Origin of the sequence: Bacillus sp. SRB3LM (genome assembly GCF_015712745.1) — a bacterium.
Lineage (GTDB): Bacteria > Bacillota > Bacilli > Bacillales > Bacillaceae_G > Bacillus_A > Bacillus_A thuringiensis_K.
On sequence record NZ_VWVQ01000076.1, the window covers coordinates 176,700 to 198,549 of the forward strand.

A 21,850-nucleotide genomic window follows, 5' to 3' on the forward strand; every position below is an offset into this window, starting at 1 on the left:
CAAGATTCTACATAAATTTCACACTGGAATTTTAGTAATAATTTTATTTTTAAGTCGTAAAAAAACATATGAAATGTCTATATTTCATTCGGAACTGTACAAAAAAACAGACTATCACATACGTGAAGTCTGTTTCCCCATTCTTTTATTTTTGTACATCTGCCCATTTTAAACTTGTAGCTGGACCAAATTGATGTACATATAAATCTTTCACATATGGTTTTTGTAAGTAAGATAATCCGCGCTGGAATACCGGTGCAATTACTGCATCATCAAGTAGCATTTTTTCAGCATCTTGCATTGCTTTCCAGCGAGCCTTTTCATCATTACCTAATTCTGTTTTAATCTTCTTAATTAACGCATCATATTCTGGGTTTGCATATTCTGTATTATTAACACTGCTTCCAGAAAGAAATACTTCTAAATAAGTCATTGGATCTGGATAATCCGGTAACCAGCGTGATAACGACATTTCATATTCTTTCTTCTTCTCAAGTGCTAATTTTTGCGTATGTGGCTGTAATTTCACATTCACTTTTAAGCCTGGTAAGTTTTTCTCAAGCTGCTCTTTAATGTACTCTCCAACTTTTTTAAAGTTTTCTAAGTCATAATTTAATAGTTCTAACGTCACTTCATTTGTACCTGTCTCTTGTTTTGCTTTCTCCCAATATTCTTTCGCTTTTTTTACATCAGTTTTATTAAACTCACCTGCCGTACTTCTAAAATCTTTCTTATCTGGGCCCTTTAAGAATCCTTTTGGTACGTAATAGTTTGCTGCAACCGACCCATCATTTAAAAATGAATCTGCGAGTCCCTTCTTATCAAAAACTGTACTTAGCGCAAGACGTGCATTTTTATTTTTAAGAATCGGTACATTTTCATTAAATCGGAAGAAGTACATAACTGGATCTGTATATTGTTTTAGCTCTTTATTATTTTTATATTTATCTACGAATTCTGTAGAAATAACAGCTCTATCAACTTTATCTGTTTCATATAAATTTACCGCAGTTGAAATTTCTTTTACAATTTGATAGTTTACTTCATCTAACTTCACTTCTTTTTTATCCCAATACTTATCGTTTTTCTTCATTGTAAAGCTAGCTTCATGCTTCCACTCTGATAATGTAAACGGTCCATTATATACCGCTTTATTTGCTTCTAATCCATATTTATCACCTTGCTCTTTCGCATATTTTTCGTTAATTGGATAGAAGGATGGTAAAATTAATAATTTCGTAAAATACGGTACAGGATGTTCTAGCTCTACGACGAATGTTTTATCATCCTTCGCTTTTACTCCTAATTCATCTAGACCTAGTTGTTTTTTATTTATCTTCTCAGCATTTTTTACATCGTACGCAATGTATGCATATTGAGAAGCTGTATCTGGATTAATCAATTGCTTCCAAGCGTATACGTAATCATGGGCGGTTACTGGATCTCCGTTAGACCATTTCGCATCACGCAATTGGAATGTATATGTCTTTCCATCTTTACTCACTTCATATTTTTGTGCGCCTGCCTCAATTACTTCATCATTTTTCGATAGACGGAATAGTCCTTCCATTACGTTATTCAAAACGTTAAACGAGATTGCATCTGTGACTTTCACTGAGTTTAACGACGGAATTTCACCCGTTTCTAGTAACTGTAATACTTTCTTGTCATCTTTCGGCTTTGTCGTTGTTTTTTCTTTTTCGCAACCAACTAAAAATGAAGAAACGAATAGAATACTAACTAATGAGTAACGAACAACTTTTTTCATTTAAAAACCCCCTCTATTTTTAAGGTAAGTAACGACGAGCACCAGCGTATTCTTCTATATATCCTGGTGTATTTAGCGGTATAATCTCTACCGATCTTTCAGCTCTTGGTGAGTGAATCATATTGCCATCACCAATATACATTGCGACGTGATGGACACTACCTTTCCCTTGATCATGTGCAAAGAAAATTAAATCTCCTTTTTGTAGATTTTCTTTATCAACTGCAACTCCTGCTCTTGATTGTGGTCCAGAATCTCGCGGAATTGTAATGCCGTGCGATTTATAGATCGTATGCGTGAAGCCAGAGCAATCAAATCCAAAACCACTTGTACCAGCCCATATATACGGTAAACCTAAAAACATTTTCCCTGTGTTTATTAAATCATCGGCCGCCGGGGTTGGAATATCATTTTGAGAACGGTAAACCGTTCCATCATTTTTTCGTAGCCAAGCTTTCTGACCATTTGGCAACAATACACGGTATGAAATTGTGTCTTCACTTAATAGCGGCAGTCTTGTATTATAACTGACTTCAAGTGATTTATGTTTTTCAGAAGGATTTATATATAAAATCGCTGTTGGCTTTGTTATTAACACAAAAGGTTCATTTGTTTTATCTGCAAATTCTTGATTATATGTTAATTGCTTTTCAGGCATCCAGCCCGGATAACCTTCTTCATTTCGTGGCGTTGGCTGTCCATGCACTAATACCTTCACCCATTCACCTTTCTTATCAATAACAGTTACTTCTTGACCGAGTAACGCTTGTGTTTCTAATTTATTTGCATTTGTTAACCATAGTTTCTCGTCAAGTGTCATTGATTTCGTCCATTTCCATAGATCCACTGGATTTGTTGCACTCGGTGTATCGATTGGCCTTAATGAATCAGGTACTGTCCATAACGTTGCAGCAGATACATCTATAAATGCTTTATTATCCTTCTTTTCTTCAGCATTTGCCGATGTAAACGATGAAAATATAAATAAAGTTGTTAAAAATGCAGTTCCTACTTTTTTCATATTTATCCCCCTTAAAAGATAGTTTACTAGTCTCTTCTCCTAAAACTTACTATTCACTGTCGATTGAAGGTTTATCTTTGATCCAGAATACGTCATTCCTTCTGGCTCTTCCATTAACCAAAGCGGTGCATCAAGATCAAAATAATGAATATTAGGATGCGCTGCCGCTAAATGCGCAACAGCACTAACGGAAAGTGAAGACTCCATCATGCTGCCCACCATACACTTCACACCAGCTGTTTCTGCGATATCTGCAATACGCCATGCTTCACGTATGCCACCACATTTCATTAATTTAATATTAATGAAGTCTGCATATCTTCCTTGAACGAGCTTTAATGCGTCACTTGCTGAAAATATACTTTCATCGGCCATAATTGGCGTTTGCACACGATCTTTGACGTACTTTAACCCATCCCAATCTTTCGCGTGTACTGGTTGTTCAATAAATTCTATATTTAAATTACGATTTTCCATCTCTTGAATGATAGAGACCGCTTCTTTTGGACTCCAACCTTGATTCGCATCTAAACGTAATGTCGTATTTCTTGGTACCACATTTCGAATTGCCTCAATACGTTCCAAATCTAAATGCGCCTCTTTACCCACTTTAATCTTCAATGTTTGAAATCCTTTTTCTATATGTTTCTTCGCTTCTTTTGCCATTAATACAGGCTCATCTACACTCACTGTAATATCGGTATGAATTTCTTTCTTCCCGCCTAACAATGCATATAACGGCACATTTTGATATTGGCAATATACATCATATAAAGCGATATCTACCGCTGCTTTCGAACTTGAATTTCCAATACAACTCATTTGAATGCCCTGTAGTAACTGCTGAAACTGAATGATATTTTGACCAATTAAACATGAACGCATCGGTCCTAAAATCGCTTCTTCCATTCCGCTGGTGAAATCCCCCGTAATAACTGGCGTTGCGGCTGCAGCCCCCTTACCAATCACTCCTTCGTCTGTATGAATATAAACATCTATACTTTCAATTTCTGTTACAGTACGAAGTGCGGTTTTAAACGGTGTATGCAGTTTTACACGTCTACGATTTACTTTTACATCTGTAATTTTCATTTTGTTCATCCTTTCGTTCCCCAATGAAGTGAAATCTTAATCCACCGGAGATTTATACCCACGAATTATTAGGTAAACCCATTGGACATTTACTCTTCTATCACTCTACTTTGTTTTCGTTTACTTTTGATGTAGAACGATAATGTGAAATAAAAAAATCCAGCCATAAGAATGATTCTTACGGCTGGATTTTGTCTATGATTGAGTAGACAAAGCAGCAATCTGATTATATTTTTTCTGTGCATCTTTTAGCGCTACAAGTAACGCTTTTTGAGAAGAACCGAAATATCGGTTCTTTACTTCCATTACTAATGCCGGGTCATTTATATTTTTATGTAGAAATAAATATTTAACAAATTGAGATGTTAATGCAATTGTCGCTGAGCAGTCTGCATCTACAATTTCCCCTGTATCCTTAACAAGTACAAATGCTACGAAATAGCTTTTAAACTTTTCAGTAATGGGATTATTTTGAGGTGCTTTCGCATCCCCTACGATATAAATTGTATTTGAAGCGTACACAGCTATCTTCCTTTCGTATACGAGGATAACGGGTTTCTTAATAGTCGTATGAGCGAGGAACTCAACGTTGATTAAAAAATGTATCCACTTACCTTGTATTATAATATAATTGACAGAATTTTAACAACATTTATTTTAGTGCATATTCCATATCTATGAAAATAGCTTAAACTCTTCATTTTTACAATATGTGATTATTCCTTGTACCATTACATTCATACATAAAAAAACAGTTAGCGACGGCTAACTATTTTTTTCATTACTTGGGCATCACAAATATAGTTTCATTTGACTTAGAAAATTGATACTCTTTTCTCGCAAACTTCAAAATTTCTTCCTCATCGTCTGTTAAATTTTCTATGTTAGTCTTTAAAGAATCTTTATCTTTCTTTAAAGATACTAATTGTTCCTTTTGATCCGTAATCGTACCTTTCTTCTTATCAATTACTTCTTGTTGTTTCGTTAAAATATATTGAACGTACAGAGTAGTTGCTGCAATAAAAAGGACCATTAAAATAAGTCGCCTTAACTTCTTTTTATTTATCCTACGCTTGTCACTAGGTTGTGATAACTGCTCTGGTATATTAGGAACATTTACTCGTTTGAGTTTCCTCATTCAAATCCCCCTAACCCATATTTTTCACTACCATCGGCACGTTTTCTTACTAAACTAAATTCTATTCTTATAAAATAAACTCCTTCACAAAAATATCCCATAAATTAACCAATTAAAGATAGCATTCGACGACATTTCCATATTTACACCGATTTTTTTTATACATGCTGCTATAAAATAGTAGTTTCTGTAATTCTTTTTCTACTATTGTAGAAGAGTTTTTTCACACACAAAATTCCTTCCCTACATATCCATGTTATAACATGCTTACAAGGAGGGGAAATATGCATTACCGCACATTAGGTAACACTGGAATAACTGTTTCTGAAATAGGTTTTGGGGCATGGGCAATCGGTGGTGATGAATGGGGACCTGTTAACGATAAACAATCTATAACTGCTATAAAAAAAGCCATTGAGTGTGGTGTGAATTTTATTGATACTGCGGATGTGTATGGTTTAGGACATAGTGAAAAGTTGGTGGCTACCGCGATTAAAGGACATCGTAATGATATTATACTATCAACGAAAGGTGGTTTAATCGGACATCACTACGACCCTAATGGCGTTCCTGTATATGATACTCCTGAAAAAATCATCGCCGTATTTGAAACAAGTTTACAACGTCTTCAAACAGATTATATTGATCTTTATTTTTGTCATATTTGGTGGCATAATCGTAGAGAAACAGAAGCATTTCTACGTGCATTTGACATATTAAAACGTGATGGCAAAGTAAGAGCAGTCGGTGTTTCGACTCATGATTTACAATACATTCATCATTTCAATAACAACAACGAAATTGATATCGTACAACTTGATTACAATATATTAAATCGAAAACCGGAAAAAGATATATTACCATTCTTACAAGAGAAAAATCTAGGAGCTGTTATTCGTGGTCCATTAAAAATGGGCATTTTAACTGGAAAATTCACAAATAAAACAATTTTTCCAGATGGAGATTTACGCAAAGATTGGCCAAATGAAACTTGGTTTCAAGAAGACTTACAAACCGTAGAGAAACTTCGGTTGCTCTCAAATAAAAATCAGACCCTAGGGCAACTTGCACTTCGCTATGTACTCTCTCATCCGGCAGTAAGTGTTGTAATTCCTGGTGCGAAGTCAGGAACGCAAGCACAAGAAAATGCAAATGCATCTGTTCGCCCTATTTTGAGTGATGAAGAGCTTAACTATATTCATTCAATATAAAAAGCCCAATCCGGGCTTTTTAATTTGGCAAACTAATATCATACTCCATTCGCTTCGCTGTGTCCTCCGCAACATGCACACCTAACAAGTTTTTCACAATATGAAATGCCATATTAATTCCAGCTGAAATTCCGGCAGATGTTATAATATGTCCTTCATCTACAAACTTTACATTTTCTATAACTTCAACATTTTGAAACTCATTTTTAAACTTTTCAATACTAGCCCAATGTGTTGTTGCTTTTAACCCTTCCAGTAAACCTGCTTTCGCCAGTAATAACGCTCCTGTACAAACTGAAGTCATCAGCTTTACTTCTTTCATTTGTTGGCGAATCCATTTTATTACTATTTCATTTTTTATTTCATATTTCCTAGCACCTAGCCCACCCGGAATTATTAAAATATCCACTGGTGGTAAATTTTCAATACTATAATCTGGCTGTACCTTCAATCCATTCCTTGCTGTAATCATTTCTCCATTCTCGCTAACTGTATAAACAGTAAATGGTTTTTCTTCATTCACCTCAGTTACAGAAAAAACTTCAAATGGTCCTGCAAAATCTAACACTTCTACTTCATTAAATAAAAATATACCAACACTCCATTTATTCATCATAAGTTCACTTCCTGTTTCAAATGATGTAAAAGGTGATCATATCCTTTTTCTAATGCAATATCATACGCTGTTTTCCCATCATTTTCTTTATCATCTTATTAGCTCCATTTTTAAGGAGTAGCATAATTATTTCTTCATTTCCTAATAATGCCGCTTCGTGAAGTCCTGTCCAGCCACCACTTTGCATAATATTTACATTTGATCCTTTTTCAATTAAGAAAGCAACAAGTTCACTTTGCTTGTTCGCGATTGCTGCTTGCAAAGGCGTATTTTCATTTTCGTTTTTCGCTCTACTATGTATATCTGCACCGCTTTCTACAAGAAAACTCGTTATTTCTTTCTGTCCAAAATAAGCTGCTAAATGAAGTGGTGTCCAGCCATCTTCACTACATTCGTTAACAATACTTGGACTCGCCTTTATAAACTTCACTACTTTTTCCTTATGACCACTTATAACAGCTTGTGCTATTGATTGTAAATGCTCCATAATAATCTCCCATCCTTCAAAATATTTAAGCATCTCCTTCTACATGTTCTATTAATTATTATATTTTCCTTTTAAAACCTTAAGTTTACATAATAATATTCTATATCACCTTTTGTGCTTAATGCTGAATAGCAATAATGTTAAAAATACTGCCTTTAAACAATGAAGACCATGATTTCATTAGAGTTACTGAAAAAGCAAGCAAAAAACTATACTCATAGTTTTCATCATATTTGTTCAGTTGCATGAAATAAAACAGGTAATGTTTATTCTGCTATTTATGCTTTCAACATATCAAATAATATTATTCCAATAAAAAAACAATCCATTTTTAAAATGGATTGTTTTTTTATTTCTGTTTTATGCGGTTTATTTTATTTTTGTATTTTCAATGATGGAATAATTACATTTACAAAAATGAAACGCTACTATCTTAGCCCCTCTTATAGTAAGTTTTTCGTTTGAAAACAAAAATACAATTTCACCTTACAATTGAAAAAAACATACGTAAAAGTTTCTAAAACAGCTGCCTTATCATACTAATCTATAGCAATTCTGTCTTCTTCCCTTACCTGTTTCCTTTAACACATACGATTTTAAAACTAGCGCCGTTAATGAATCTGTTAATGTTTTATATGATAAATTTGATAATGCCAATAGATCGTTTGTATATAACATTCTATGCTTCTCTAATAATAATAGTACTAATCGTTCAGACGGTTTTAATGCCTCGTCACTTTCTAGTATAAAGTCTATATTTTTCATTTCTCTAATTACTACTCCTTATAAAAAAATACTTTAGGTGCTAATTTAATATAAAAATAATACATAACAAAACTATAGATATATTAAAATAGCACCATCTAAAAACACTATTATACTATAACATAGAAGTAGTGTTTCCCCAAATAGGAAATGCTTTTTTATATCGCTGTAAGATTCTTGCAAACGTACATAATATTTTGTACCATTACCCGCCAAGTTTTCTTCTAATTTCGCTGCTCATCCTGATGTATTTGTAATCAATGAAGTTCTTCTAAATTTATAAACAAATAAAAAACGGTTCGTCTATCATGCCCTAAACATGAATGACAACCGTTTTCCAGCTTCTTCTTAATTAACATGTTCTATCTTAAATATTTCTTGCAATATGCGGCTTACTGTAATGACTTGTTCCACCGCCACCAACTACTACTTTACCGCCTTTTTCGAAAATTAATAATTTACTTGAACCATCTGCAAGAAGCACTATTACTTCAGCATTATTACTTGTTGCTACATAAATTACATAACCACTCTTTGATATACAAGTTTCCCAATTCGAATCAAATTCTGATCTTACTACACGATTTGAATACACTTGATTTTCAATTCTATCTTGTTCTACGTTTTCCAAATTGATTCCTCCCACTTCACTAAAATAGCATTTATAGGAAAATAACAGCCCTATATTAAATAGTAGCCGACTTTAACATAAATAGTATATGTAATTAGTAGGAGAATGCTTGGACAACGAAAACGAAATAGACTTCAAAAATCTCACAATTGAAACTTCTCTTTAATCATTTCCGCCACTTCTTTTGCACTCAAATACGTGTTATTAATTTTTATATACTCTTCTTTTTCAATTTCACCATGAAGAGAGTTTAATCTATGCTTTTTCATCGTTTCTTTCAAATTATTTTCAGACCACTCAATATCTCTTTTTTTCGGTTTATGTTCTAATCTATTCGGGCTTTTATTTCGTTCTAATCTTTCATCTAATTCCGCTTCCAGCTCTACAAAATACACTGTCCCACCTTTTGATTCAAAAATACTTTCTACATTATGTATATAATCCCAATCCGCTTGGAGGTCAAATGCCCATATATACGTAAAAATCATTCCAGATAAATCACTTTTAGATACTTCTTCAAATATTTCATTACGAAATAAACTTACTAGTCTTTTTGCTTCTTTCGTACTGTAATCAAAAATTGGACTTACTAAATCAATTGTCATGTGGTTATGAAAAAGTTTTAAACCGGTTAATGTTGCTAATTCTTGCCCCACTGTCATTTTTCCAACTGCTTGTGGGCCAAATATTAATATAAGTTTCATTTATTTCCCTCCAATCTTTCTCTATAAACCATTACATAAAATTAAAAATAAGGCAGCCGATTTTAAATCGATTGCCTTATTTTTTATTCATATTTTTAGTTCTATTCTTTTCGCATAGCTTCAAAAGTAATCATTTGATTTGCATTTGACGGTTCTTTTTCATAATCATATTCAGCAGAGCAAGTAATGTTAGAGAAACCTATACTTTCTAACAAAAGTTTAAACTCTTCTATTCCATACCAACGCAGCGCAAAGCGTTGTAGTTCTGTTTGTACTAACTGTCCTTTACTCCACTTTTCATATTTCAAATATGATACAGTAACTTGGTTCAGCCAATCTATTTCAATTGATTTATTTTCTAATGTGATTCCGTCTCCACTCGGCAAAGAGAAAGTCGATGTATGAATTTCCCCAGTCTTCCAGTCATGCGGAAGCATAATATCTACGATTAATCGTCCATCTGGATTAAGATGTTCATAAAAACATTTCAATGCATTTATAGAATCCACACGATTTTCAATTAAACAAAAAGATCCAGTAGGAATGATAATTGCGTCATATTTATACGGAAGTGAAAATTGTTGCAAGCTTCCTTCATATAAATTAGGATGTAAGCCTCTCTCTTTACAGCGCTTACGACAAGAATCTAGCATTTCAGGTGAATAATCTATCCCATCCACTTTAAAACCAGCCTCTAGAAGCGGAATGATGACACGCCCTGAACCTACTGCGGCTTCGAGGATTCTTCCTCTACAATCTTTTAAACGTTCTTTGTAATACTCAATATCACCATTTAAAGAATAACCGACTGGTTTTGTGTAATCATACAGTTCCGTACAAAGTGTACTATAAAAGCTAAACATTTATTTTCTCCTCCGTTTTTACGTACGGAAGATTTCAATTCAACTAATCTTCCTGTACCTCTAATTTTAATGAGATTTCGAAAGAGCTGACTGTCATAATATATCACTCACTTTCCATAGAATATAATGATATTGTATTACATAACCTTCCAATTTGAAATATAAAAATTAAAAATTCAGACTACAAATTAAAGAGCTTACTTTAGTAGGCTCTTCAGAAAAAGTATTTATTTCACAATCGGCAATGTCACTTCACTTAATTTCACTGTAAGTTTCGTGCCAGCTTTCGGTCTAATTGTATAATCATAATCACTTGCAATTAAAACAACTCCGATTTGATGCCCCGCTTTAAATACATAATCATCTGGCTGCATGTCCCATGTAAATGTATAATCTTTGCCCGGTTGAATCGCTGTTGAATTTTCTATACTCTTTAAGTTTTGTGGATCCATCCAGCCTCTCGTTACGATTTCCGGCTTCGCTCCTCCATAGTCAACAAGTAATGCTGTTAAATTTGATACAGATCGATCAATATTTCCTGTAATTGAAATCTTTGGTGTACCACTTATACGCGTATCTTTTTGCAGTACAGGCATTGTATATACTAATCGATTTGCTACTTCTAATTCTGGATTTGCTACTAATTGGTTTGATTTCATTTGTGCATCATCTAAGAATGAGAAAGCTTTATTAGCCGATCCCATACTTAATGGTAAATTGACTGATTTATTACTTAAATACATACGGATTTTTGAAGGTACAGCTGATGGATCTGGCCAATTTTTTATCTTTTGCCACGTTTTATTTTCTCTTTGCACATCAACCATTGGTTCATCCATAATTCCATTTTCAATTCCGTACAACCAATAATCTAACCACTTATTTTGTGTTTGCTGCCAGTTATTACTTGATGTCCCACCATGACCACCTTGGTGTAGCCACATTTTACGAGGAACATTATTTTCTCCAAGTGCTTCCCACCATTGCGCGAACTGTTTTGTTTTAACATTCCAATCGTTTAAACCATGAACAACAAATACACTCGCTTTTACATTTTTAGCATCTTTTACATAGTTACGTTTATCCCAAAAATCATTATAATTACCTGTTTTTCGGTCTTGTCCAGCCGTTAACTCTTTTATAACTTGTCCGCAAACTTCAGGGTTTTCCCTTGTCAGTACTGCTTCTGCCATATTATCTGTATCTTCCCCTTGATATCCGCCTGGAGCAATGACTGCACCATTTGCACGATAATAATCATACCAACTACTAATTGCTGCGATTGGAATAATTGTTTTTAAACCTTCAACTCCAGTAGTCGCAACAGCATTTGGTAATGTACCATTATAGGAAACTCCAGTCATACCTACATTTCCTGTAGACCAATTTACCTGAACTTCCTCACCCTGTTCTGTAAATGCTTTCGCGCGACCGTTTACCCAATCAATAACAGATTTTGTCCCGAGTATCTCTTGTTCATCTCCAGTTGTAGGGCATCCATCTGATTTTCCAGTACCAATACTTTCGCCTAGAATAACTGCATAACCTCTTGGCACGTAATAGTTCCCATACGAACCAAGATTAACCGCTCCATACGGTTTTCCTTCATACACATACAATTCTTCATCTACATTATATACAGGAACATCTTTTAATCCAGATCGATATGGACTCATTTCATAAATAACAGGAACTTTCACATTCGGATCTGTCTTTGGACGCATAACTTTCATCGATACTCTGTCTTTCTTACCGTCTCGATCACTATCAACTTCTGTCTCTACATATAAATTTTCGATAATAGCTTCATCGAGAGAATAAATCGGTTTTGTCATCCCATTTTCTAATTCAATTTTCGTACTTTTAGTCTCTTCCTTCTTCTCTGCATGCACATCCATAGTAAAGCTAGGTATAATTGTTGCAGATAGCATTGCTGACAGTGTAATTGCCATTTTCTTTTTACTCAAAATGTTCCCTCCCCTTATTCGTTCTCTTTTACTATATAACAAAATAACTGAAAATTCAGTTTTATTTTATATAAAAGTTGAGAAACTCAAAGATTTCTTATTAAGTAAAATTTAATGCAGGTATGAAAGTATTTTCCCACTTCCTCCTTCTTTATAAAGTGAAACTTTAATCAGCCCTCACCAATTGGGCGTTTACGATCAGCAGGGCCACTTCTTTGCTTTCGCTGAATTTTGAGGTGGGGTCTTACTGCCCGGCAAATAGCGGGATAAATAGAGAAAAAGACAACCGATATTTCTATCGCTTGCCTTACATTCCATTTATTATTTTTCTAACTCTTTAAAGGTATCTTTCAAGTCTTTATCAGATACCTTTATATCTGCATTTTTAAGCAGTTCTCTAGTAACTTGTTGATGGAATTGAGGATCTTGTATACGTTGCTGTTCTAATTCTTTACGAATATTCTCTTTCTCTTCCTCATACGGTTTAAGCTCTTTTTTATCCGTTAGCTTAATAATATGATATCCGAAAGAAGATTTAACAGGTTCACTCAATTGACCAACTTCTAACTTATACGCAGCATCCTCAAATTCTTTCACCATCATACCAGGTCCAAATTCAGATAGTTCCCCACCTTTTTCTTTAGAACCTGGATCCTCTGAATATTGTTTAGCCAATGCCGCGAAATCTTCGCCACTATTTAATTTTTCTTTAATTTCTTTTGCTGTCTTTTCATCTTTTACTAAAATATGGCTAACTTGAAGCTTTGGCTTATAATGATCTTTAATATCTTTTTCCGTTACGGTTGCTTTAATAGCTTTTTCAAAAGCAAAAGTAAGCTTTAATTTCTCTTTCAACTTATCTTCATTTTTCACACCATTGGATTCCATATATGTATTAAAATTATCGCCCATCTTGTCTTTTAATTCTTTTAGTTGTTTCGTTACCTCTTCATCCGTAGCTTTATATTTATCATTTAATACTTTTTCTACTACCATTTCAGATAAATTCTGTTTACCGTAGTTTTCTTTTAATTTCTTGTTAAAATCACTTTCTGAAATGCTTCCTGATTTTGTCGTTACAATATTATCTGATGAACCACATGCAGATAAAGATAACGTCATACCCATTAAAATGCTACCAATTACTAATTTCTTTCTTTTCAAATCTGAATACCTCACTTCATTAAATTCAAATATAACCATTTAAATATAACGTTTTCCTGTGAACTTCACGTGAATTTAATGCAAGTAGAACATTTGCTAATTCTCCATTTAATACATCAATTTTGAAAATTATGGTGATTCATCCTGTATCGCTAATCGCTAATCTCTAAAGCTGCAAAAAGGACTAATATTTTCATTAGTCCTTTTTCACATTTATATAAAATTGAATTTCTCCATCTATAGAGGAAACTCCATATTCAAAACCATGCCTTTCTAAAATACTTTTCACTATCGCTAAACCTAATCCTGTACCTGATTTTTCTTTACTACGAGAAGATTCTAGTACATAAAAAGGCTCCCAAATTTTCTCGATATCCTTAATTTTATCCGTAGGAATGCCATTTTTTATTTGGAAATATATACTTTTATTTCTATCTTCTAATGTAATTATTATGTTTTGATTTGCTGTATATTTTATCGCATTAGAAATTAAATTTTGAAACACCATTCTCATTTTATTTAAATCTGCATAAACGATTGTATCGCCCGCATTACAATTTACTTGCAAGTTAATTTCTTTCGAATCCAGTTCAATCTGATGCTTATCTAATATACTCTGGACCAGTGGTTCAATGGGGAATTCTTCTTTTTGTAAAATATCTCTTTCTAGTTTAGAAAATCGTAATAGTTCTTCAATTAAGTTTGATATTTGATCTGTTTGTTTAATAATTGTATCTACATAAGTCCCATCATCTAATCCATCTTTAATCCCCATAGAGTATGCTTTTACTAATGCGATCGGTGTCTTTAATTCATGCGTTACATCACCCATAAATCGTTTTAAATGTTCATTACGATCAGTTAAATCTTGATGTGCTTCATGTAGTTTTTCGCTCATGATATTAATACTATTGGCCAACTCTCCTATTTCATCATTCGTTTTCACTTTCGTTCTTTTAAACTGTAAATGTGAAATATCCTGAGCTACATCACTTAGCTCTTTCAGTGGCGTCGTTATTATTTTTGAAAGTATCCACACAAGTAAAATAATAAGAAGCAGCGAGAAACATACGATGTATAAGTAAAATGTATTTAACGTATTTATAATTTCATTTGAATTCGCAATGGAAGTACCAATTAAAATTATCGTATCATTTTTCGCAATATATTTAGCAAAAAAACTCGCTTTTACCTTTCCTTGATCGTACAGTTTATTCGATTGCCCTTCCGTTTTCACTTTCATGACTTCGTCTTTCGTAATCCAAAGCTTATTTAACGTTACTTTCTTTTTCGTAAGTTGCATGCGTAACGCGTCGTTCATAGCATCTTCTGACTGATTAATTGGCGTATACGCAATTGTAACGTTATTTTCACTTTCAATTATATGGATAACATCTTCTAAGTCATTGACTGGCGCATTTTGTATTTGAGTTGTAAATTCATTTAAGTTCTCACGTGTTTTATAAATATTATATTTCGGCAGGAGATAGTTAATTAACAATAAAGAAATTGTAAATATAAGAATAACGGTTAAAGAAATGCTGAGAAATAGCTTTTTCCCAAGTTTATTCATTTTGTTCCTCCAAACTATAACCCAGCCCACGATGCGTCTTAATAATATTTTCTCCAATTTTTTTACGCAGCCTTCTTACATGTGTATCAACCGTTCTCTCTTCTCCAAAATAGTCAAATCCCCATACAATGTCTAACAATTTTTTACGAGTTAAAATAGTTCCTTTATGATTTAAAAAGCATTTTATTAATTCGAGCTCTGTTTTTGTAATTTCTAACTCTATATCATTTTTATATACTTTATTTTTGGCAAAATTTATCTTTACATCTTGTACTTGAATAATATCATCATGCTGAATAAGTTTTTTCGCTCGTGTAATTAGTACTCCTGGATGAAATGGTTTTTTTACGTACTCATCTGCCCCACTTTGAAGCGCTGCTAATTCATCTTCACTTTCACTTTTCGCCGTAAGCATTAATACTTTTACGCTTGAATTCTTTTTTATTTCCTGACAGACAGTAATACCACTATGTTTCGGCATCATCCAATCCAAAATAGCTAAATCAATTTTTTCATCATAAAATATTTGAAGTGCTTCCTCTCCGTCTTTCGCTAATAATACTTCAAAGCCTTCTTTTTCAAAATAAGCTTTTAAAATCCTTAACATATCTTGTTCGTCATCTGCAATTAAAACTTTCATATTTTTTCCTCCATTGCTTTTAAACAAAAACCAATTGTATCATACAACATCTTTGTTACATGAATGTGACAGAAAAATATTTAAAGCTTTTGAGGGGATAGTAATGGTGAGGTGTTGTACTATGATAAAAAAAATCGGGGTCATTTCTCTTCTTCTATTTCTATTATCAACAAATGCGTTCGCAAATACAAATCAACAAATTGAAGTATTTGATTGTCAAAAAGAAATGGTCATTCAAAAACAATCTTTAGATCCAGTAATCCAAAAAGAAGCAGTTCAATACGCTAAATCAATTACTGGTCCATTTAAAAACTTAAATGTCGTTCCAAAAGATGGCTATATGATAAAAATCCCTTTATCTAAGCCGGTTTCTATTACTAATCAATGGTTACACACTACAATAGACGAAGTACTTATACTACTCCCACTAAAAGATAAGCCTTATATTATGCTTTATGATGATGAAAATAATCCGCATTTTTATTATGTAAAAGGTAAACCAGGATTATTATTGAAACAAATGAAGGTTAAAACGTAATTGACTGAAAAGGAGTCACCTTATAAGCTAAATTTTAAAAGCTAAGGTGCTCTTTTTTATAATAACAATTTGGTAAATGAAATTATAAAAGTTGTTTCTAATATAAGGGTCGCACCTTCATATATATCAGCGATTTTTTAAGATATATCGATTTATCAACGAAAATACCTTTCCGTAGCTATTGTTTGGATAGCAATCTCTATAATACTTTGTAGTGACTTGATCCCTTATATAATCCTCCTTTTACAAATCCATTTGAAGTATAAAACACATCCCCTTGCTTCGTGTCAGTATGTAAAACAATCACTTCAAAATACTTTTCCGCATGACATAATAGCTGGTTTAATAATAAGTTCCCTAACCCTATACGCCGATAATCCCTTAAAATATAAAATCTCCTTAACCGCCCAATCCTATTGTCTTTTGTGTACGGATCTTTATTTAAACCTCCAACTCCGACTAACATATCCCCTTGGAAAATACCATATAAACATTCTCCAGTTTTATTGAATACATTTACTTTGTTTTTATATTCATTTATTAGCCTTATAAGGAAATTAAAGCCCTCTTCTTCACTGTCTTGAACGAGATGACTGAATTCATATTCCATTAAATCTTCTATTTGTTGAATATGTATATCTTTCAAGTCCAATCCCCCTAAGTACGAAAACACATAAAAATGCTCGAGAATCATTTATTCTGAGCATTTTTATGCTTATTACTTTATTTAATTCATAGTATGCATATACTTCACTTCATATGTAAATCGATAATATAGTTGTTTAAGTCTTATTGAACTAAAGCACCTGTTTGCTTAAATAAATACATTTATATTTATAATGTCTCTCAAATATAATATCAGTTTATAAATTCACCGTTCTTCTCTAGCAGGTATAAGTTAAATTATAATTTGTTAATTGATATGCTTGTGTAACCACTGTTCAAATATCTTTAACTGTTCTTCAGTATGAAAGTAATGTTCACCCGTCTCCATAACTTCTAATTCACAACGATGTTTTTTTGTAAAATAGTTAATAGTTTCAAATTCGCACAGTTCATCCTTGGCTCCGTACATAATATATGTATCTGTATTCCATGTACTAATAGGATGCTCTTTTACATAGCATAAATAATCCCAATATAACTTTTGACCAATAGGTGTCTCTATAGTCATTTCTTTTTGCAAAAGCTCCGGTGTTACATTAAACCATTTCATCATATTTTCAATAATTCGTTCCATATTAACTACTGGTGATAAAAATAATGCCTTTTCTAGCACATCATTTTGATAAGCTAAAAGACTAAAATACGCCCCCATACTACATGCAAATACGTTTATTTCTTTCCAATGATCTTTTGCGTAGTTCATAATTATAGATAATTCATTAACACAAAACTGTACTTTACAAGGAGTGTTATCATTTTTTCTTTCTCCATGCTCAGGTTAGTCCCCTTTATTAATTAATCCCTTTAATCCTCTCAGACATAACCGATAATAAAAATTTCGGAAGTACAAGTTGTCGCTTTAATCTTTTCGGCTGTGAGAGTAACCTATACAACCATTCAGTTCCAGTATCCCTCATTATTTTTGGTGCTCTTTTTACAGTACCAGATATTATATCAATCATGCCTCCGATACCAATAGATAGCGGGACGTTTAATGTTTGTATATTTTCATAGATGAACTCTTCTTGTTTTGGTGAACCTAGTCCTACGAGTAGTAAATGTGGCTTGAACTGCTTAATTTTCATTTTTATTTCTTCTATTTCTTCACCATTTACAAATCCATGCTGTCCTTTAAAATGTGCTCCTGGAAACTGCTCATTTAATTTTTTTAATGCCTTTTTATTACTTTCTGGCGCAGCTCCAAACAGAAAGACACGATATTCATTGTCGTTACAATATTTTATTAAATCGTGAGTTAAATCCGCTCCAGTAACACGTTCTTTCAAAGTTCCTTTTAATATTTTCGAGCCAATTATGACACCAATCCCATCCGCTGTTATTAAATCCGCAGATAGTAACATCTTTTTAAACTGCTTTGATTTTTCCGTATTTTCCTTTGCAGACATAACAATTTCAGGATTTGCAGTTACTACAAACCTTGGTTTCTCTTGTTGTTCATGTAGCCAACCTTTTAATAAACTTATAGCTTTTGCATATTCTAAAGTTGAAAAAGGTATACCTTTTATAAACTGCTGATCCACTATACTCTCCCCTTACATAAGCTGCAAATATTCATCAATATCTTTAGAAATTTGAATAAAAGCCTTATTCCAAAATTCATAATTTCTTATATCTATTTCAAAATATTTTTTCATAAGCTCCTCTACTGGAACCTTTCCTGTTTCTCGTAAAAACTCTTTATATTTCGAATGAAAAGTACCTTTACTTTCTTGAGCGATTTCTAATAAACTAAAACTTACTAAATATCCAAATGTGTATGGATAATTGTAAAAAGGAACATCTGCTATATAAAATTGAATATATTTCATCCATACAAACGGTTGGTATTCACTTAAAGCATTTCCATAAGCTTCTTTTTGTGCAATTATAGATAATTTCTCAATTTCATCAGCACTTAAAGGACCCTCTTTACATTTTTCATAAAATGTTTTTTCAAACTGATACGATGCTCGTATTGCCATTACATAATTAAAACTATTTCTTATTTTCCAGCTAAGTAATGACTTTTTCATATCTTTACTATCCGTTGTTTCAATTAGATAATTTAAGAGTACCGTTTCAAAGAAAATAGATGCTGATTCAGCCGTACTCATTGGCAAATTATCATCTAAAAAAGATATAGATTGTTCGAAACTCATATTATAAAAATGCCAAGCGTGTCCTAATTCATGAGCGAGCACTCTTGCACTATCTATACTCCCATCATAGCGCATTGAAATTCGTGATTCTTTCTCACTGAAAAATGGAGCACAAAACCCACCTGGTGGTTTATTCTCTCTCGGTTCAGCATTTACCCATCCACTTTCTATCGCATTACGTGCAAATTCTGCTAATTCTTCATCAATATTCTTACATGCATCATAAACGTTTTGTACTGCTACTGAAAAAGGAATTATAACGTCATTATTTTCCTTTACCGTCATAAGTTCATGCCATGTAATTGACTCTTTTCCCTTCTTATACACGTTTAAAGCACTTACTAATTTATCAAGGTTTTCTTCTGTCGCATTCCACATTTGGAATAATACAGCTTCTGAAATGCCATTCGCATGAAAAGATTGTGTTAAAATCTCTCTATCTTCTATTTCATTACTCTTTGCATTACGCAATCTCCCTATTTGATTTAATACAGTAGCAAAGATTTCTTTTTCCTTATGTAAAGTACTTGTAAGTAACTCGAATACTTCTAATCTTTCCTTTTCATTTTCACTATTCATTGCAATATTATTTGCTTGTCCAAAGGATAATTGTTTATTATTGTGCTCTATTTCTATCCTATCCCGTAATTGTATGTACATATCTTCCCACGCACTAAGTTCATTTTTTATAAACTTAATATTAATATTATCGGAAGTTTCTACTTCACTATGTTTTATTATTTGCTGTACTTCACTTTTTAGTTCCTTCACTTTCACATTCAATTTAGTAAGGTCAGATGAAACACTTTCTTCAACCCATTGACAATACAAATAGTATTCTGCTTTTTCAATAGCTTGTATAAGCTTTGAAAGAACCTCTACATCTTTTGTTACAAAATATTGCTCTTTCAACTCTAAAATCGGAAATAGAATATCCTCATTCAAATACAATCGATTTAAATCCCATCTAGCAATTTCTTGCATTTTTATAGCCGCCTCCTATTTTTACAAATAGTTACAGATATTTCTTCCTACACAATTATATATGAAATAAAAAATTTCGATATCCTTAAATATTCAGATTCCTATAAATGCATTCTTATTTATATCTTTTCTTCTACCATAAAGTATCATTTCACATATAAAAAATAATCCCTCTACAGAATTGCATTTGATATAGGCTAACTTCAAAGGTTTCATCTTCATCCATACCATATCGACCGATTATCACAGATTAAAAAATAAAAAAGGATTGATCAAAAGATCAATCCTTTACTCTACTTCATTTAAGAAAAATAACGTTATAACGCCAGGTCCTGTATGTGCACCGATTGCTGCACCAATTGTATTTACGATAAATACTTCACAGCCGAATCTTTCCGTAATTAATGATTTTAATGCTTCAGCTGTTTCTATGTCATCACCATGAGTTATACCGATTGTTTGACCTTTAAGGTCTTTACCACGCTCTTCCATAATATCAACAATTCGGCTTAATACTTTCTTTTTCCCTCTTACCTTTTCAAGTGGTACAAGTTTTCCTTCTTCCACGTTTAAGATAGGCTTAATGTTTAGTAAACCACCGATAAAACCAGCTACTTTACTTAAACGTCCACCTCTAACAAGGTACTGTAAGTCAGCTACAGTGAAGATGTGCTCCATATGGTTCATTAGAAAAGCGACACGGTTTAAAATATCTTCTTTTGATGCGCCGTCTTTTGCCATTTTAGCAGCTTCTAAAACGACAAGACCTTGACCAAGCGAAGCACATTTCGTATCAATAATTTCTAAATCTAAATCTGCATATGTTTCTTTTACTTCCTCTTTAATGACAACTGATGATTGATATGTACCAGACAGTTCAGATGAAAAAGCTAAATATATACAAGGATTACCTTCTTTTGCATAAGAAACAAATTTTTCTTGGAAAGTTTCAAGTGAAGGCAATGACGTTCTATAAACAGCGCCTTCTCTCATTTTTTGCAATAATGTAACTGACTCTAATGTTACTCCATCTAAATACTCTGTTTCTGCTTCATCATATACACGGAGTGGAATTAAATCAATATCATATGCTTGCAGCAATTCTACTGGTAAATCCGCCGCACTATCCGTAATGATTTTAACACTCATTTTTAAACCTCTATTCTGTTATAAATATAAAATAATAAAATAAAAATAGTACTTTTAAATTATATACGTAAAACTTAAATGAAGAAAGGAAAACACTTTATATTGTATGCACTATTCTTCAAAACTTGAACTATTAATGAAAATCATGTGATTCCAACCACTTTTTCCCTGATATTATATTCGATATAATGAAAATAGCACAAGTAGCCTGAAGGAGGATGCACATGAGTATTCAACTAGCTACATCTAATGATCTAGAATGGATTAATAATCAATATGAATCAATAGGATTTGTACGAAGTGATTTAAAGAGAGATAAAGTTGCAATTATTACATATAACAACGAGTATGCAGGTGTTGGACGATTAGTCCAAATAGATGCAGATACTATAGAAATGGGCGGGATTTTTATTCTCCCTAAATTTAGAGGGCTACAATTAGCTGGTGAGCTTGTTTCATTTTTAGTAGAAACTGTAAAAAAATCACAAATACAAGATGTATATTGTCTTCCTTTTGAGGAATTAGAAAACTTTTATAAGAAATATGGCTATACTGAAGTCGATACTACGAAAGAGGTAGTCCATCCAATTATTCTAAAAAAATATAATTGGTGTTTGGAGAATTACGATAAACACGTTCTACTCTTCAAATTGTAAATGTAATAAAAAAATATATTCTCAATTGCTTTTCTATCCGTACTCCTAATCGGAGCTA

General features: G+C 32.7%; 21 protein-coding genes and 2 pseudogenes. 3 read left to right on the plus strand and 20 right to left on the minus strand.

Features of this window, described 5'->3' with window-relative positions:
• Window positions 1–145 precede the first annotated feature (145 nt).
• The 5 genes from F3I02_RS22110 to F3I02_RS22130 form a co-directional block, all read right to left on the minus strand.
• The gene (locus F3I02_RS22110; RefSeq protein WP_000758240.1) at window positions 146–1,768 is read right to left on the minus strand and encodes a peptide ABC transporter substrate-binding protein; all 1,623 of its coding nucleotides are present in this window, start codon (window positions 1,766–1,768) and stop codon (window positions 146–148) included.
• 19 nt (window positions 1,769–1,787) lie between these two features.
• On the minus strand, window positions 1,788–2,789 hold the full coding sequence (locus tag F3I02_RS22115; RefSeq protein WP_000755429.1) for a C40 family peptidase: 1,002 nt from the start codon (window positions 2,787–2,789) through the stop codon (window positions 1,788–1,790).
• A gap of 39 nt (window positions 2,790–2,828) precedes the next feature.
• Window positions 2,829–3,890, minus strand: coding sequence for a dipeptide epimerase (locus F3I02_RS22120; protein WP_001038461.1), 1,062 nt, complete (start codon window positions 3,888–3,890; stop codon window positions 2,829–2,831).
• A 186-nt stretch (window positions 3,891–4,076) separates the two neighbouring features.
• Window positions 4,077–4,403, minus strand: a complete 327-nt coding sequence (locus tag F3I02_RS22125; RefSeq protein WP_000271314.1) for a DUF3870 domain-containing protein — start codon at window positions 4,401–4,403, stop codon at window positions 4,077–4,079.
• A gap of 259 nt (window positions 4,404–4,662) precedes the next feature.
• On the minus strand, window positions 4,663–5,019 hold the full coding sequence (locus F3I02_RS22130) for an FtsB family cell division protein (protein WP_001228728.1): 357 nt from the start codon (window positions 5,017–5,019) through the stop codon (window positions 4,663–4,665).
• 284 nt (window positions 5,020–5,303) lie between these two features.
• Here F3I02_RS22130 and F3I02_RS22135 point away from each other — a divergent pair, with 284 nt between their 5' ends.
• Entirely contained in the window at window positions 5,304–6,230 is a 927-nt protein-coding gene (locus F3I02_RS22135) for an aldo/keto reductase (RefSeq protein WP_000559371.1), read from the plus strand.
• Between the two features lie 19 nt (window positions 6,231–6,249).
• Here the strand turns inward: F3I02_RS22135 and F3I02_RS22140 are convergent, their stop codons facing one another.
• The 10 genes and pseudogenes from F3I02_RS22140 to F3I02_RS22185 all read right to left on the minus strand — a co-directional run bounded on the left by F3I02_RS22140 (window position 6,250) and on the right by F3I02_RS22185 (window position 15,640).
• On the minus strand, window positions 6,250–6,846 hold the full coding sequence (locus F3I02_RS22140; RefSeq protein WP_000981426.1) for a DJ-1/PfpI family protein: 597 nt from the start codon (window positions 6,844–6,846) through the stop codon (window positions 6,250–6,252).
• Window positions 6,843–7,333: pseudogene (locus tag F3I02_RS22145) on the minus strand (ankyrin repeat domain-containing protein). Before F3I02_RS22145 ends, F3I02_RS22140 begins: the two are co-directional and overlap by 4 nt.
• A 534-nt stretch (window positions 7,334–7,867) precedes the next feature.
• The gene (locus tag F3I02_RS22150; RefSeq protein WP_000789031.1) at window positions 7,868–8,098 is read right to left on the minus strand and encodes a hypothetical protein; all 231 of its coding nucleotides are present in this window, start codon (window positions 8,096–8,098) and stop codon (window positions 7,868–7,870) included.
• A gap of 367 nt (window positions 8,099–8,465) precedes the next feature.
• Entirely contained in the window at window positions 8,466–8,729 is a 264-nt protein-coding gene (locus F3I02_RS22155) for a hypothetical protein (protein WP_000432429.1), read from the minus strand.
• 143 nt (window positions 8,730–8,872) lie between these two features.
• The gene (locus F3I02_RS22160; protein ID WP_000767063.1) at window positions 8,873–9,433 is read right to left on the minus strand and encodes an AAA family ATPase; all 561 of its coding nucleotides are present in this window, start codon (window positions 9,431–9,433) and stop codon (window positions 8,873–8,875) included.
• 101 nt (window positions 9,434–9,534) lie between these two features.
• Entirely contained in the window at window positions 9,535–10,296 is a 762-nt protein-coding gene (locus F3I02_RS22165) for a class I SAM-dependent methyltransferase (protein WP_000490915.1), read from the minus strand.
• 227 nt (window positions 10,297–10,523) lie between these two features.
• Window positions 10,524–12,263 (minus strand): Xaa-Pro dipeptidyl-peptidase, encoded by a 1,740-nt coding sequence (locus F3I02_RS22170; protein ID WP_196478446.1) that lies wholly within the window; start codon window positions 12,261–12,263, stop codon window positions 10,524–10,526.
• A 321-nt stretch (window positions 12,264–12,584) separates the two neighbouring features.
• Window positions 12,585–13,427: a peptidylprolyl isomerase PrsA gene (locus F3I02_RS22175; protein ID WP_196478447.1), complete on the minus strand. Its 843-nt coding sequence runs from the start codon at window positions 13,425–13,427 to the stop codon at window positions 12,585–12,587.
• A 196-nt stretch (window positions 13,428–13,623) separates the two neighbouring features.
• A complete protein-coding gene (locus F3I02_RS22180) occupies window positions 13,624–15,000 on the minus strand; it encodes a sensor histidine kinase (RefSeq protein ID WP_074594784.1) in 1,377 nt (458 codons plus the stop codon).
• Window positions 14,993–15,640: a response regulator transcription factor gene (locus tag F3I02_RS22185; protein ID WP_000865978.1), complete on the minus strand. Its 648-nt coding sequence runs from the start codon at window positions 15,638–15,640 to the stop codon at window positions 14,993–14,995. Before F3I02_RS22185 ends, F3I02_RS22180 begins: the two co-directional genes overlap by 8 nt.
• 121 nt (window positions 15,641–15,761) lie before the next feature.
• Between F3I02_RS22185 and F3I02_RS22190 the strand changes: the two genes are divergently transcribed.
• The gene (locus F3I02_RS22190) at window positions 15,762–16,178 is read left to right on the plus strand and encodes a hypothetical protein (RefSeq protein WP_000591768.1); all 417 of its coding nucleotides are present in this window, start codon (window positions 15,762–15,764) and stop codon (window positions 16,176–16,178) included.
• Window positions 16,179–16,377: 199 nt separating this feature from the next.
• Here F3I02_RS22190 and F3I02_RS22195 read toward each other — a convergent pair whose 3' ends face one another.
• The 5 genes and pseudogenes from F3I02_RS22195 to F3I02_RS22215 all read right to left on the minus strand — a co-directional run bounded on the left by F3I02_RS22195 (window position 16,378) and on the right by F3I02_RS22215 (window position 21,136).
• Window positions 16,378–16,872 (minus strand): GNAT family N-acetyltransferase, encoded by a 495-nt coding sequence (locus F3I02_RS22195; RefSeq protein WP_142238049.1) that lies wholly within the window; start codon window positions 16,870–16,872, stop codon window positions 16,378–16,380.
• A 219-nt stretch (window positions 16,873–17,091) separates the two neighbouring features.
• A pseudogene (locus F3I02_RS22200) lies at window positions 17,092–17,622 on the minus strand (alpha/beta hydrolase); the annotation flags it as partial.
• A 13-nt stretch (window positions 17,623–17,635) separates the two neighbouring features.
• Window positions 17,636–18,385 carry a WecB/TagA/CpsF family glycosyltransferase gene (locus F3I02_RS22205; protein ID WP_196478448.1) on the minus strand — a complete coding sequence of 250 codons (750 nt, stop codon included), beginning with the start codon at window positions 18,383–18,385 and terminating at the stop codon, window positions 17,636–17,638.
• Window positions 18,386–18,397: 12 nt separating this feature from the next.
• Window positions 18,398–19,987 carry a M3 family metallopeptidase gene (locus F3I02_RS22210; RefSeq protein ID WP_196478449.1) on the minus strand — a complete coding sequence of 530 codons (1,590 nt, stop codon included), beginning with the start codon at window positions 19,985–19,987 and terminating at the stop codon, window positions 18,398–18,400.
• Between the two features lie 288 nt (window positions 19,988–20,275).
• Complete coding sequence (locus tag F3I02_RS22215; RefSeq protein ID WP_000111644.1) at window positions 20,276–21,136, minus strand: DegV family protein; 861 nt, start codon at window positions 21,134–21,136, stop codon at window positions 20,276–20,278.
• 224 nt (window positions 21,137–21,360) lie between these two features.
• On the opposite strand from F3I02_RS22215, the gene F3I02_RS22220 reads away from it, so the two are divergent.
• Window positions 21,361–21,792, plus strand: a complete 432-nt coding sequence (locus F3I02_RS22220) for a GNAT family N-acetyltransferase (RefSeq protein WP_000027157.1) — start codon at window positions 21,361–21,363, stop codon at window positions 21,790–21,792.
• The last annotated feature ends 58 nt before the right edge of the window (window positions 21,793–21,850 follow it).